This window comes from Streptomyces sp. NBC_00572 (assembly GCF_026341815.1).
Lineage (GTDB): Bacteria > Actinomycetota > Actinomycetes > Streptomycetales > Streptomycetaceae > Streptomyces.
The window spans coordinates 5,911,963-5,926,005 of sequence record NZ_JAPENX010000001.1; the positions used below are offsets into that span (position 1 = coordinate 5,911,963).

At 73.7% G+C, this 14,043-nt stretch carries 11 protein-coding genes; 6 read left to right on the forward strand and 5 right to left on the reverse strand.

Annotated features, from left to right (window positions below):
- Positions 1–23: 23 nt before the first annotated feature.
- Both OG514_RS26990 and OG514_RS26995 read left to right on the forward strand, forming a co-directional pair.
- Entirely contained in the window at positions 24–4,868 is a 4,845-nt protein-coding gene (locus OG514_RS26990; RefSeq protein ID WP_266899154.1) for a DNA repair ATPase, read from the forward strand.
- Between the two features lie 160 nt (positions 4,869–5,028).
- A complete protein-coding gene (locus OG514_RS26995) occupies positions 5,029–6,381 on the forward strand; it encodes an NAD(P)/FAD-dependent oxidoreductase (protein ID WP_266899156.1) in 1,353 nt (450 codons plus the stop codon).
- 9 nt (positions 6,382–6,390) lie between these two features.
- Here the strand turns inward: OG514_RS26995 and OG514_RS27000 are convergent, their stop codons facing one another.
- Positions 6,391–7,428 (reverse strand): helix-turn-helix domain-containing protein, encoded by a 1,038-nt coding sequence (locus OG514_RS27000; RefSeq protein WP_266899158.1) that lies wholly within the window; start codon positions 7,426–7,428, stop codon positions 6,391–6,393.
- Positions 7,429–7,545: 117 nt separating this feature from the next.
- On the opposite strand from OG514_RS27000, the gene OG514_RS27005 reads away from it, so the two are divergent.
- Both OG514_RS27005 and OG514_RS27010 read left to right on the forward strand, forming a co-directional pair.
- The gene (locus OG514_RS27005; RefSeq protein ID WP_266899160.1) at positions 7,546–8,448 is read left to right on the forward strand and encodes an alpha/beta hydrolase; all 903 of its coding nucleotides are present in this window, start codon (positions 7,546–7,548) and stop codon (positions 8,446–8,448) included.
- 6 nt (positions 8,449–8,454) lie between these two features.
- Positions 8,455–8,628 carry a hypothetical protein gene (locus OG514_RS27010; protein ID WP_266899162.1) on the forward strand — a complete coding sequence of 58 codons (174 nt, stop codon included), beginning with the start codon at positions 8,455–8,457 and terminating at the stop codon, positions 8,626–8,628.
- A gap of 60 nt (positions 8,629–8,688) precedes the next feature.
- Here OG514_RS27010 and OG514_RS27015 read toward each other — a convergent pair whose 3' ends face one another.
- Positions 8,689–9,924 carry a serine hydrolase gene (locus OG514_RS27015; protein WP_266899164.1) on the reverse strand — a complete coding sequence of 412 codons (1,236 nt, stop codon included), beginning with the start codon at positions 9,922–9,924 and terminating at the stop codon, positions 8,689–8,691.
- A gap of 150 nt (positions 9,925–10,074) precedes the next feature.
- Positions 10,075–10,587: an Rrf2 family transcriptional regulator gene (locus OG514_RS27020; RefSeq protein ID WP_266899166.1), complete on the reverse strand. Its 513-nt coding sequence runs from the start codon at positions 10,585–10,587 to the stop codon at positions 10,075–10,077.
- A 124-nt stretch (positions 10,588–10,711) separates the two neighbouring features.
- Between OG514_RS27020 and OG514_RS27025 the strand changes: the two genes are divergently transcribed.
- Both OG514_RS27025 and OG514_RS27030 read left to right on the forward strand, forming a co-directional pair.
- Positions 10,712–11,458 (forward strand): SDR family oxidoreductase, encoded by a 747-nt coding sequence (locus tag OG514_RS27025; protein WP_266899168.1) that lies wholly within the window; start codon positions 10,712–10,714, stop codon positions 11,456–11,458.
- Positions 11,459–11,585: 127 nt separating this feature from the next.
- Positions 11,586–12,191: a DUF998 domain-containing protein gene (locus tag OG514_RS27030; RefSeq protein ID WP_266899170.1), complete on the forward strand. Its 606-nt coding sequence runs from the start codon at positions 11,586–11,588 to the stop codon at positions 12,189–12,191.
- 29 nt (positions 12,192–12,220) lie between these two features.
- Here the strand turns inward: OG514_RS27030 and OG514_RS27035 are convergent, their stop codons facing one another.
- Both OG514_RS27035 and OG514_RS27040 read right to left on the reverse strand, forming a co-directional pair.
- Positions 12,221–12,703, reverse strand: coding sequence for a hypothetical protein (locus tag OG514_RS27035; RefSeq protein WP_266899172.1), 483 nt, complete (start codon positions 12,701–12,703; stop codon positions 12,221–12,223).
- A 63-nt stretch (positions 12,704–12,766) separates the two neighbouring features.
- A complete protein-coding gene (locus OG514_RS27040; RefSeq protein ID WP_266899174.1) occupies positions 12,767–14,038 on the reverse strand; it encodes a mannosyltransferase family protein in 1,272 nt (423 codons plus the stop codon).
- Positions 14,039–14,043: the final 5 nt, after the last annotated feature.

The following is a 14,043-nucleotide window of genomic DNA, read 5'->3' on the forward strand; positions in this document are numbered from 1 at the left end:
CCTTCACAGGGGAGCGGAACGGGATGAGCGCCGGAATCGACCAGGACACGTACGCCGTGCTGCGTGACCGGCTGGCCACGCAGGGGACCGAACTCGCCCGGCGCGCCGGGGAACTGAACCGGGCCCGCACCGCCGAGTTCGGCTCCGGTGAGCTCGACCTCGCCGGCACCGGCCGACTGCGCACCGAGCGGAACGCGGTCGCGCGGGACGTCGTCGCCGTCGGCGACGGCCTTCTGCTCCTCGGTGGTCTCACGGCCGCCGAGCGCAGCGACGAGAGGCCCGTCGGTGACGTCTTCACGCTGTACGACCGCGACCTGAACGCGCTGGCCGCCGACGCCGTGCCCGGACTGCTCGACGACCCCGCCTTCGTGCGGGAGTTCTCGGCGCTGCACCGCTACTTCAGGGGCGCCCGCCTGGTGCGGCTCCGCCGGGTGGAGGGCCGGCTGCTGGCCGTCTTCCGGGTCGGGGAGCAGGCCGACGACCTCCGCGTCCTGCGGTGGTCGGTCGGTCCGGCCGGAGAGACGGCGTTCCTGGACGCGCGAGGGGAGCGCGATCACGTCCTTCCCCCCTCGCACGACGTCGACTGGGTGGAGACGACCCGGGACGACCACGTGCCGGGCCGGTACCCGCACATCTCGCTCGGCGGCCGCGCCTTCCTGTCCACGGCGGGCGGGACGCTGACGGTCAAGACGGAGAACGACACCGGGACGGGGGAGGGCGTCCACGCGGAGCCGGTCGACGAGCCCCTGCAGTCGCTGGCCGACGCCGAGGTCGCGTACGCCACCGTGGGCCGTCTGCTCCTGGCCCGCGTCCGCCCGTACAAGGAGGAGACCGACCGCCACCTCGTCCTCAACACCCTGACCGGGACCGTCGTCAGGCTGGACGGCATCGGACGGGCCTGCCTGCGGCTGCCCGGGGACGAGGGGATCGTGTTCCCCGGCGGCTACTGCCTCTCCTCGGGCACCGTGAAGACCTTCGACACCCTGACGTCCCTCGACATCGCGAAGTCCTTCGACGCCGCGCACCCCTCCGGTACGGGGGCCGACGGGCCGGCCTTCGAGCGGGTGGTCTGTTCGCCCGACGGCGAGGACCTCCTCTACGTCTTCCACGACCAGAACGAGGGCCGCTGCCTCCTCCTTCCGTACAACCTCATCCGCAAGGAGATCGCGAATCCCGTCACCGGCAGCGGGTACGCCCTCTTCGACGACGGCACGATGACCGTGCTGCGGGCCGGCGACGGGGAGCCCGGCCGGCTCCATCCGGTGCAGATCTGGCGCACCCCGTACGTCGCCGACACCCACGCGACCGGCACGACGGACGGACCACTGGGACGCATCGGCAACGCGGATCTCGTCCGGGGCATCTCCGACTGCCTGTCCATCGCCCGGCAGGCCACCGAACCGACACCGACCGGCGAGGTGTACGAGGCGCTCGTCGCCGCGTGCGCCCGCGCGGCCGACGCCCACCACTGGCTGGGCGCCTCCGAGGCCGGGGACCTCCGCACCCCGCTCGACGAGGTGCGCGCCACCGCCGAGCAGGTCCTCGGCGAGTTCGAGACGGTGACGGCCCTCACCCGGCAGGCGGCCGAGGCCCTGGCGGAGGCGGGGCGACGGATCGGCAGGCTCGCCCGGCTCGTCCGCGGCGAGGCTCCCACCACCGCCGAGGAGTGGATCGCGCGGATCACCGAACTCCGCCGCGCCCAGGGGCGGCTGATCACCCTCAAGGAGATGCGGTACGCGGACACCGACGGCATCGACGCCCTCGCCCGGGACATCGAGGAGGACATCACCGCGGCCGCCCGGCGCGCCGTCGACTTCCTCCGCGGCGACGACGCCTTCACCGGCCACCACGCCGACGTGGAGCGGATCGAGGCCGAGGCGGGGGCCCTGACCGCCGTCGCCGCTACGGGACCCGTGGCCGAGCGGCTCGACGCGCACACCGCCGGACTGCGGACGCTCGGCGAGATCGTGGCCGGTCTCGACATCGCGGACGCGACCCTCCGCACCTCGGTCCTGGAGCGGATCGCCGGAGTGCTGGGCGCGGTCAACCGGGCGAGGGCCGTGCTCACGGCCCGCCGCGCCGAACTCCTCGACGGCGAGGGCCGGGCCGAGTTCGCCGCCGAGTCCGCCCTCTTGGGACAGGCCGTCACCGCCGCCCTGGCGGCGTCCGACACCCCCGAACTCTGCGAGGAGCACCTCGGCCGCCTGCTGCTCCAGGTGGAGAACCTGGAGTCCCGGTTCCCCGAGCACGACGGATTCCTCGCCGACCTCGCCGAGCGGCGCACCGAGATCCAGGACGCCTTCACCGCGCGCGAGCAGTCGCTCAGGGACGCCCGCGCCCGGCGCGCCGAACGCCTGGCCGGCTCGGCGGGCCGGGTCCTGGACGCGATCGCCCGACGCGCCTCCGCCCTGGACGGCCTCGACGACGTGCACACCTACTTCGCCTCCGACGCCATGGTCGTCAGGCTCCGCCGGACCGCCGACGCACTCCGGGAACTCGGCGACCAGGTCAGGGCGGAGGAGCTGGAGGGCCGTCTCGCCGCCGCCCGGCAGGAGGCCGGGCGCGCGCTGCGGGACCGCGCCGATCTGTTCTCCCGCGGAGGCGACACCCTGCGGCTCGGCCGGCACCACTTCGCCGTCAACCGGCAGGCCACCGAGCTGACGCTCGTCCCGTACGGCGAGTCCCTCGCGTTCGCGATCACCGGGACGGACTACCGCGCCCCCGTCCTCGACCCGGACTTCACCGCCACCCGGCCCTACTGGGAACGCGCCCTGCCCTCCGAGTCACCCGAGGTCTACCGCTCCGAGTACCTGGCCGCACGTCTCCTCGCCGAACACGGCGCCGACGCCCTGGCGGGCGCGGACCTGCCCGAACTCGTACGCGAGGCGGCATCGGCCGCGTACGACGAGGGCTACGAGCGGGGCGTCCACGACCACGACGCGGCGCTCGTCCTGAACGCCGTACTCGGACTGCGGGAGCACGCGGGCCCGCTCCGCCATCCGGCGGCGGCACGCGCCGCGGCGCAGATCTTCTGGGCGGGCCTCCCCACGTCCGGGGCCCGGGAGCAGTGGGCCCGCAGGGCGGTCTCCCTGACCAGGGCACGGGACCTCTTCGGGGCCACCTCGCCCGTCGAAGGCCTCCGGCGGGAGCTGGCCGCCACGATCGGCGATGCGACGGCCGCCGCGTACCTCGTGGAGGAACTCGCCGCCGGACCACGGGGCTTCGCCGTCTCCGAGACGGCACGCACCTTCCTGGACAAGTTCCGCAGGACCGTCGGAAGCTCCGCCTACGACGACGACCTCAGCACGCTCACCGACCCCGCCGCCCGGCGACAGCTCGTCGAAGGCTGGCTCGGTGCGTACGCCTCGGCCTCCGGCGAGCCGGTCGACGACGGCGTGCTCACGGAGGCCGTCACCGTCGAACTCACCCCGGGGCTCGACCGCTACGAGGTGGACGCACCCACCTCGACGACGGTCGGCGGTCTCCTCGGTACCCACCCCCGGGTCCGGGGAGGTGCGCTGCGACTGCGCCTGGACGAATTCCTCGTCAGGACAGCGGAGTTCGCCGCCGATGACGTGCCCGCCTTCCGCGCCTACCAGCGGACCCGGGCCGAACTCGTCGCCGCCGAACGCGTCCGGCTGCGGCTCGACGAGTACCGGCCGCGCGTCATGTCCACCTTCGTCCGCAACCGGCTCGTCGACGAGGTCTACCTCCCCCTGATCGGCGACAACCTCGCCAAACAGCTCGGGGCCGCGGGCGATGCCAAGCGCACCGACTCCCACGGCCTGCTGCTGCTCCTCTCCCCGCCCGGCTACGGCAAGACGACCCTGATCGAGTACGTCGCCGACCGCCTGGGGCTCCTCCTCGTCAAGATCGACGGGCCGGCCCTCGGCCGGGCCACGACCTCGCTCGACCCGGACGAAGCGCCCGACGCGGCCGCGCGCCGGGAACTGGAGAAGATCGCGTTCGCCCTGGCCGCGGCCAACAACGTCCTGCTGTACGTGGACGACATCCAGCACTGCTCGACCGAGCTGCTCCAGAAGTTCATCCCCCTCTGCGACGCCACCCGCACGCTCGGCAGCCACGACCTGCGGGGCAAACGCTTCGCCGTCTGCATGGCCGGAAACCCCTACACCGAGTCCGGGCAGCGCTTCCGGGTCCCCGACATGCTCGCCAACCGCGCCGACGTCTGGAACCTCGGCGACGTCCTGACCGGCAAGGAGGAGGCCTTCGCCCTCAGCTTCGTCGAGAACGCCCTCACCTCCCACCCCGTCCTGGCGCCGCTCGCCGGCCGCGACCCCGCCGACCTGGAGCTGCTCACCCGCCTTGCGGCGGACGACCCCACCGCACGCCGGGACCGTCTCGCCCACCCCTACGCCCCGGCCGAACTCGACCGCGTCCTCGCCGTCCTGCGCCACCTGCTGACCGCCCGCGAGACCGTCCTGGCGGTCAACGCCGCCTACCTCGCGTCCGCCGCCCGAGCCGACTCGACCCGCACCGAACCGCCGTTCCGGCTCCAGGGCTCGTACCGGAACATGAACAAGATCACGGCCCGCATCGCACCCGTCATGAACGAGGCCGAACTCGCCGCCGTCATCGACGACCACTACACCGCCGAAGCCCAGACCCTCACCGGCGAAGCCGAGACCAACCTCCTCAAACTCGCCGGGCTCCGGGGCACCCTGACCGACGCGCAGGCGGACCGCTGGTCGGAGGTCATCGCCGCCCACACCCGTACCCAGAGGCTCGGCGGAGCCGCCGACGACCCGCTGACGCGGGCGGTCGCGGCGCTCGGCCTGCTCGCCGACCGCATCACGGCCGTCGAGGCGGCGATCACCCGGGCCGCCGACCCGCGCCGCGCGGACTGACCCCCGGCACCCGCCCGAGCGCTGTCCGGTCGGCGTCCGTGGGCCCGGCCGGGCCTGATCCCGCGCACCACCCGCGAGGAGACCGCGGGGGACCACGGGACGCGGGCCCGGACCACCCGGAGGACAATGAGGGGGCGGAAACGCCGCGTGGGAGGCCCCCGTGAACACGAGAAGCTCAGGCGGACCGGGGGGCCGCGCAGTCGTCGTGGGCGCGAGCATGGCGGGGCTGTGCGCGGCTCGCGTGCTGTCCGAGTACTTCGGCAGCGTGACGGTGATCGACCGCGACCCGCTGTCCACGGACGCCCCCTGGCGCCCGCACGTTCCCCAGGGCAGACAGCCGCACCTGCTGCTGCACGCGGGCACCCGACTCCTCGAAGCCTGGTTCCCCGGCGTGATCGAGGAGCTGTACGCCGGTGGGGCGACGCCCTTCGACATCTGCCGCGACTTCTACTGGCACCAGGCCGGAGGACCCCTGATCCGGCCTGCCACCACGATGGTCGGGCCCGTGATGTCACGGCCCTTCCTGGAGACGACCGTCCGCCGACGCGTCGCCGACCTCCCCGGAGTCACGCTCCGTGGCGGCGCCGCGGCCGAAGGGGTGCTCACCGGCGACCACGGGACCCGGATCACCGGCGTCCGGCTGTCCGACGGCAGCGCCCGCGACTGCGAGCTGCTCGTCGACGCCACCGGGCGGCAGGCCAGCAGCCTCGGCTGGCTGAAGGAGCTGGGCTACGGGGAGCCGCCCACCTCCGTGATCACCGTCGACACCCACTACGTCAGCCGGATCTACCGCCGCGGCCGACGGCCCGCGCGGGACTGGAAGGCGGCCGTGGTGATCGGGGCCCCCGACACCAGGCGCCTGGCGATGGCCCTGCCGTGGGAGGGCGACCGGTGGATCGTGGCCCTGGTCGGCGTCAACGGCGAGCTGCCGCCGATGGACGAGGCGGGCCGGCTCGCCTTCGCCCGCTCCCTGGACTCGCCGGTGATCGCCGACGTGATGGCCGCGTCGGAGCCCCTCGGCACGGCGGTGGGCCACCGGTTCGTCGCGAACCAGCGCCGCCATGTCGAGCACATGCGACGCCACCCCACCGGATGGGTCCTGATCGGCGACGCCGTGTGCAGCCTCGATCCCGTCCACGGGCAGGGCATGAGCACCGCAGCCCTGCAGGCGGAAGCGCTGGGCCATGCCCTGCAGCACTCCCGTACGGTCGACCGGACCTTCGCGCGCCGCTACTTCCGGGCCGCCGCCGGGTCGGTGGCCGTCGCCTGGTCCGTCACGGTCGGCAGCGACTTCGCGTACCCCGGCACCCAGGGCAAGAAGCCTCCGGGCACCGATCTGATCAACCGGTACATGAACCGGGTCACCCTCGCGGCGCAGCACGACGAGGCCGTGTGCGTGCGGTTCAGCGAGATCGCGGGCATGGTCCGGCGCCCGGAATGGCTCCTCACGCCTCCGTGCGTCCTGCGGGTGCTGCGTCTCTCCCGGCGGGGGCCGGCTCGCGTTCCCGCGTGATGTGCCACCTCAACTGTCGAGCAGACGCCACGCGGCGAGGGCGAACTGCGCCCGTAACAGTCCGGTGGGACCGGTCAGTTCGATCCCGAGGGCCTTGCCGAGGCGTTCGAGCCGGCCGGCGACGCTGCTGTGGTGCAGATGGAGCAGGTGGGCGGCCCGGCGCAGGGAGCCGGTGGCGCAGTAGGCGTCCAGCGTCTCCAGATCCTCCGGGTTGCCGGCGACGACGGCGATGGCCGCGACGTCGGCGTTGTCGCGTACGACCTCCTGCGGCACCTGCGCGAGGAGGGCCAGCGCCCCCAACTCGGCGTAGTGGAGGGCCGGTCGGCGGGGACTCGTGAAACGGAGGGCGGTGCGGGCCTGCTCCCAGGAACGGGCGGGTCCCTCCGCGGCGCCGATGCCCGCACGGACGCCGGCCGGAAACCGCTCAGGGGCGACGACGGAGGCGGCCAGGATCACGCCGCTGTCGGAGAGCGGCGCCGCCTTCACCGGGCCGGTGGGACAGAGCAGGACGCCGACCTTGTCGAGCGGAAGGCAGGTGCGTACGGCGACGGCGCGCAGCGGCTGACCCGCGGGGAAACCAAGGAGCCGAAGGGCGCGGGACCGGGCCGCCTCGTCGGTGTCCGGGCTGACGACCAGTTCGACGAGGGCGGGGTCGGCCATGGTGGTGCGGGCCGGGCCGTACCGTTCGACGACCGTCGCCGTGGCGAGGGCGAGCCGGTCCAGGAGGACCTCGTCGAGGGGACTCGGCGCGCCGGGACGCTCCAGCCACACCGTGCCGATCTCCTCCTCGTCGAGGGTGATCGGCGCCGTGCTGGAGGTGGGCCGCGGAGGGCCGGGTGCTTCCCTCCCGTCCGGCGCGATGCGGACGACCCGTCCCGTGCCGTGGAGCCCGATTCCGACCACGCACGCGGCCAGGCCCGCGGAGGACCGGGCGAGCGCGGGGACATCGACCCTGCGGCGCATCAGCGTGTCGTAGAACGCGATGACGCGAATCGCGCCGTGGACGTGCGAGTCCAGGTCTGACAGCCGTTCGGACAGTGCCTCCATGGCTGGAGGATACGGTCCTCCGCCCGGCAGCGGTGGCGCCGCCCGGCGCGCAATGCGGGCCGGATGCCCGACAGTTGGCGGGTGAACCGGGGGGCGGCCGGAGCGAGGATGGCCGACATGGATCCCGAACTGGAAGCATTCACGCCCCTGATCCCCCATGTCGATCTCAGCGACCCGCTCGCCGACCGTAGGAATTACGCCGCACGGGCCGCGGCGGCCCCGGCCTTCGACACCACGGGCATGGAGATCGAGGACCACGCCGTGCCCGTGCCCGGTGCGCCGGACGTCCCCGTACGGATCTACCGCCCGCACAAGGCGGAGGGCGCCATCGTGTGGATGCACGGCGGCTCCTGGGTCATGGGCGATGTGGACACCGACCACCCGTGGGCCTCCCGGCTCGCGGCCCTCTCCGACGTCGTGGTGATCTCGGTGGGCTACCGGCTGGCCCCCGAGCACCCGTTCCCAGCCGCCGTCGACGACGCCTACGCCGTGCTGACCTGGGCGGCCGGACACGCGGCCGAACTCGGACTCGACCCGGAACGGATCGCGGTCGGCGGGCACAGCTCGGGCGGCGGCATCGCCGCGGGGGTCGCCCTGCGGGCACGGGACGAGCAAGGGCCACGGATCTGTTTCCAGCTGCTCAACCAGCCGGGGCTCGACGACCGGCCGGAAAACTGGACCAGAGGCCACCTCGCCGAGACGCTCGCGGGCGGTCACGTGCACGCCGCCGCGTCCTGGCGGCACTGGCTGGGCGGCGCCCCCGCCACACCGTACGCCGCCCCGGCGCGGGCCGAGGACCTGTCCGGTCTGCCGCCCGCCTTCATCGGCGGCGCGGAGTTCTGCCCGTACCGCGACGTCGGCATCACGTATGCCCTGCGCCTGCTCCAGGCGGGAGTCTCGGTCGAACTGCACCAGTGGGCCGGAACCTTCCACGGCTCCCAGGCGATCCTGTCCGCCGACGTCTCCCAGCGACAGATGGCCGAAGTCGGCGCGGTCCTGCACCGCGCGGTGGCCGGGTAGCACGCGATGAACGAGCAGTCAGTTACTGCCGGACGAAGAGCCCGCGGCGGCGGGACCCACGGCCGGTTCGTCGAGGAGGGCAGCCACGAGGAACTGCTGCGCCGCGGCGGCCGCTACGCGAACTTCTGGAAGCTCTCCTGGGCAGGAGCGGCGGGGGGCGCGGGCCGGGTGGGCGCCTGACCGTGCCGGAGCCCGGCCGGGTTTCCTCGGCCGGGCTGTCGGGCCGCCGGTGGGCGCGGGTCAGCCGAAGTCGGGGATCGGGTGGTCCGGGGCGAGTGCGGCGGCGATGCGCTGGGCGATGGTGTGGGCGCTGTGGCCGGCCTGGGCGGTGGGGCCGTTCGTGGTCGAGACGGCGATGGCCAGACGCTGCGACGGGAGGTAGGCCTGGGAGGCGGAGTAGCCGAAGAACAACGGGTGCTGCGCGATCCAGTCGCCCAGGACGAGCAGGCCCATGCCGTAGTGGGTGGCTTCGGTGTTCGCCAGGCAGACCGTCGCGGGGCACGTCCTGGTCGGCTTGCCCAGGCCCACCGTCCCCGGGTTCAGGAGCTCCTTGTACGAGGCCGGGGACACCAGCTCCCCCGATCCGATGCCGACGGCCGAGCGGGCCAGGTCGCAGATGTCGGTGGTCTGCACCGCGCCGGGGGCCGTGGTCCACGAGGGGTTCCAGAAGGTGGACTCCTCGTACGTCCCCCGATCGGCGGTGAAGGCGTGCAGGACGGGCTCGGGGATCTCAGGCGTGAAGCTGTTGCGGGTCTCGCGCAGTCCGAGCGGGCGCAGGACCTCGTGCCGGAGCAGGACGTCGAGGCGGGTCCCGGTGATCTTCTCCAGGGCGGCGCCGAGCAGGACGAAGTTGGCGTGCGAGTAACTCCAGTTGGTGCCCGGCTCGTACCAGCGCGGATGGCTCGTCGAGATGGCGACCAGTTCCTTGGCCGTCCACTGGCGGAACGGGTTCGCGTAGACGCTCTCGCCGAACCCGGCGGCGGTGACGTAGTCGACGAGCCCGGTGGTGGACGCGGCCAGCATCCGCAGGGTGATCCTGTCGCCGTCCTTGAGGTGCGGAAGCCAGCGCGACACGGGGTCGTCGAGGCGGACCTTGCCCTGGTCGACCAGGCGGAGCAGCGCGGTGCCCAGGTAGCTGATGGCGATGTTGCCGTTCCGGAAGTGCATGGCGGGGGCGGCCGGCACACCCGTCATCGATTCGCCGAGCGCGGTGGTGACGATCTCGCGGTCGCCGGCCGTGACCCGCACGATCACGGACTTGAGGTCCATCTCCGCCTTGGCCTGCTCCGCGATCCGGAGGACGTCGCGTGCCGGGCCGCGGTCGGGCAGCCGGGAGGCGACGCAGGGCCTGCGGTCGTGACCGTCGCCGCCGGTGGGGCCGCCGATGGCCGTGACCGGGGAGCCGAGCGCGAGGAGTGCGGAGAGCGCGGTGACCGCGGCGGCGCGGGACCGGAAGGGGGAGCGAGCTGATCTCATGGCGGGAGTATTGGCCGCGGCGTACCGGCCCGGCGGCGGAGGCCCCGCCGACCCGCACCAATGTCACCCGTCAGGCCCGCGCGCGCCTGCCCGGGGGAGGGTGGGCGGGGGCGGCTCCGCCTCGGGTCCGGGAGGCGTCGGTGGCCCGTCTCAGGTCCGGGAGGCGTCGGTGCCCGCGGCCGTGTCCGTGCCGGCGGTCAGCCAGGAGCCGATTCCCGGGAGCGCGTCGGGCCCGCTCTCGCCCTCCACCGTCGCGACGAGATCGGCGATCGTGGTGCCCGCGAGCGAGGCCCTCCACGCGGCTTCCGCTGCCCCCATCGCCCGGGCGATCGGGCAGGGCTTCGTGCACTTCTCCGGCGGGGTCGCCAGCGGTCCGCGCTGCCGGATCTCGGTGCAGACGAACGCCGGGTCGGGCCCGTCGACGGCCTGCACGACGTCGAGCAGGGTGATCTCGGTGGCCTGCCTGGTCAGCACGTATCCGCCGGTCTTGCCCTGGACGGATCGCACGAGACCCGCCCGCGACAGCGCCTGCATCTGCTTGGCCAGGTAGCTCGGCGACACGTCGTGCAGCTGCGCGAGCCGGGCCGCGGGCACCGGTCGGATCGCCGCCGTCAGGACCACACAGCAGTGGAGCGCCCACTCCACGCCACCGGACAGTTTCATGTCGCCTCCCCATTTGACTCGGACACATAGTATCCGAGTATCATCTCGGACATCGGGTATCCGAGTTTGAGCCCCGGGGTTCCGTGCACCGGAGGCATGACCGGCCCACGAAGGAAGGCACACCATGAAGATCACCGTCATCGGCGGCACCGGCCTCATCGGCTCCCAGGTCGTCACCGTGCTCCGGAAGGCCGGCCACGACGTGGTCCCGGCGTCCCTGTCCTCGGGGGTCGACCTGCTCACCGGCGCCGGCCTGGACGAGGTCCTCGCCGGCGCCCACACGGTCATCAACGTCAGCAACTCCCCGACCTTCGACGACCGCTCGCTCGACTTCTTCCGCACCACGGTGGGCAACCTGCTCGGCGCGGGCGAGCGGGCGGGGGTACGCCACCAGGTCGCGCTGTCGATCGTCGGCGTGGAGCAGGTCCCCGACCTGGACTACTACCGCGCCAAGGTGCTCCAGGAGGACCTGCTGCGCGACGGCCCCACCCCGTACTCGATCGTCCGCGCCACCCAGTTCTTCGAGTTCATGGATGCCGTGATGTCCTGGACCGCGACCGACGGCGAAGTCCGTCTCCCCGCCACCCCGCTGCAGCCGATCGCGTCCGCCGACGTGGCCGCCGCCCTCGCCGACGTCGCCGTCGGGGAGCCGCTGAACGGCACGCTCGACGTCGCCGGGCCCGACCCCCTCGCGCTGGACGAGATCGGCCGGATCACCCTGGCCGCCCGCGGTGACGGCCGCGCCGTCGTCGTCGACGACCAGGCGGGTATGTTCGCCGCCGTCCGCGGCGACGTCCTCACACCCGGGCCGGGCGCGCGACTGGCTCCCACCCACTACCGCGACTGGCTGGGCGCCACCCTCGCCGGCTGACCGTGACCGGCAGCCGTTCGAGAGCGCGGCATCGTTCCCGGCCGGGCACTCGGCCTCCGAGGTGAACGTCGCGGCCGGACGGCTGGGTGCGCGGTGGGGGGAAGGGTGCGCGTCCTACGGTGGATCGATGCGATCCGTTCCCAGGTGGGCCCTGCTGTCCTCGGGGTGTGCCCCGATCCTGCTGGCCGGCGGCTGGACCGTCGCGGCGCTTCTGGAGGGGCCCGCCTACGACCCCGTCACCCAGACGATCAGCGTCCTCGGCGCCTACGGGGCCGCGGGATCCCGGGTCATGACCGGAGCCTTCCTCGCCCTGGGGATCTGCCACCTCCTCACCGCCTGGGGGCTGCGGCCCGCCGCGCCCGCCGGGCGGGTGGCGCTCGCCGGCGGTGGCGTGGCGGCGCTGGTGGTGGCGTGGGTTCCGGCGCCGAGCAGTGGGGGGTCCTTGTACCACGGGGCGGTCGCCGCGGTCGGCTTCGCGCTGCTCGCGTTGTGGCCCGTGCTGGCGGTCGAGCGCGGTCGCGGCGCGCCCTGGGGGCTGCGGATCGCGCCCTCCGTCGCCGTGACCGCGATGATGGGCCTCGGTGCGCTCTGGTTCCTCGTCGAGCTGCACCGGCAGGGCTCCGCCGGTGTCGCCGAACGGCTGGTGACCTGCGTCCAGTCCACGTGGCCCCTGGTCGTCGTCGCCTCCTGCCTCCGTCACACCGGCGGCGAGGGTTCCGCGCCGACCGGATGAGCGGATGACCGGCGGAGCCAGGACACCCCCTACCGCTCCGCGAGGACGTCGTCCTTCGGTGCCCGCCGATGCGAGCGAAGCGCGAGGGCGCACCAGACGGTCGCCGCGATCAGCGCGGCCGCCGCCATCGCGACGACCAGCGGCGCCTCGGGGCGCCAGCCAAGGGAGAGCCGGGTGCCCGCGTAGGTGAGGGCGGCGGCGATCCGTCCGGGTGCGTAGACGAGGATCCGGGCGGCGGCAGCCCGCAGGACTGCCGCGACCGCGATGCCGATCGCGGCCCACGTGGCCAGGTACGGCCACAGCGCGCCGGGAGCGGCGGGCGGAAGCCCGTACTCCTCGGGTCCGATGCGGAACAGGGCGGTGGCCCAGCCCACCGCCACCGCGCCGGCCGCGATGCCCACCACCCACAGCGCGTGGCGCCACAGCGGGCCCGGGCGCAGGGCCTCTTCGTCGCTTTCGGGGCCGGAGAGGCCGGTGGGGTCGGAGGTGTCGTATGCGAAGGGCTCGGTCACGCCCCCTAGGACGCGGTGCGGCGGGCCGGGGTTGCTTCGGCGTCCCTCAAGATCATCGGCCCGTCAGCCGGCCCAACGCCCTGTCAGGAAGGTGACGGCGAACAGTGTCGACAGGGGCGCGGCGAGACAGAGGTACGCGGTCCTGAAGCGGGGCGCGCGCAGGCTCCAGGCGGCGAGCGTGATCCACAGCGGCCACCACAGGAGGGTGGCCCGGGGGACGGACTGGTACCAGTAGGACGTGCCCAGGGCCCACAGGCTGAGGCCGACGTAGGCGGCCTCGGGCCACTGGCGGCGTCGGATCAGGAGAGCCGCCAGGATCAGTCCGATCACCATGGCGAGCAGTTCGGCCTGGAACATGAAGGCGTAGCCGGTGGTCTGGACATGCCCGAACGCGGACTCCCAGGTGGTGCTCCAGGCGTCCCAGGGAGTGTGGAACCGGCGGTACCACCCGCGCTCCTGGGCATGCTTCCAGGCCATCCAGTCGCCGGTCCGCGACTGCAGGTACCAGGTGTAGAGGAGTGCGGACAGGGCCGGGAGGGCGAGCCAGGGCAGCGGGCGCCAGTCGGCGCGGGTGCGGGCGGTCAGGACGAAGTGCAGGGCGAGGGCGGCGGCGAGGAAGAGACCGCTGACGCGTACGGCCGTGGCCAGGGCGGCCAGTGTGGCGGCGAGGGGCCAGTTGCGGCGGTGGGCGGCGAGCCAGGCGGGCAGGGCGAGGGCGAGGAAGAGCGACTCGCTGTACCCGGCGGCGAGGAAGACCGCACACGGCGACAGCAGCAGGAGCTGCGCGGTCCGCCGGCCGGCCTTCGGGTCGGGCAGATACAGACGCGCGACGCGCACGAGCGCCAGAACGGCGATGCCCCCGGCGACGAACGAGATCAGCAGTCCGGCCGCGGTCCAGTGCGGAACGACGGTGTGCAGGGCCCGCAGGGCGAGGGGGAAGCCGGGAAAGAACGCCTCGCGGTTGTCCCGGTCGGCGTCCCCCGGGCCGTTTCCGGCGGGGAAGTAGCCGTCGCGCGCCACGTTCAGGAAGTGCCCCCAGTCCCACCGCTCGAAGGGCGCGAGCACGGGGCCCGCGTCGCGCGCGTCGGCATCGGCCGGGAAGAGCCACCGCGCGCAGTAGGCGGTGGTCCACAGGGCGGTGCGCGTGAGCAGATACAGCCACAGCACGTCCCGGTCCTCGGCGCTCGGCCGAAGACGGCGGCTGACGCGGCGCACGCCGTCGGTGCGGCTGACGCGGCGCACACCGTCGGTGCGGCGGACGCTCGCCGCCGGGCGGTACCGGGGGCGGGGGAGCGGCGGCGCCTCTCCCCGTGACCCGGGGGATATCACAGACATAAGGG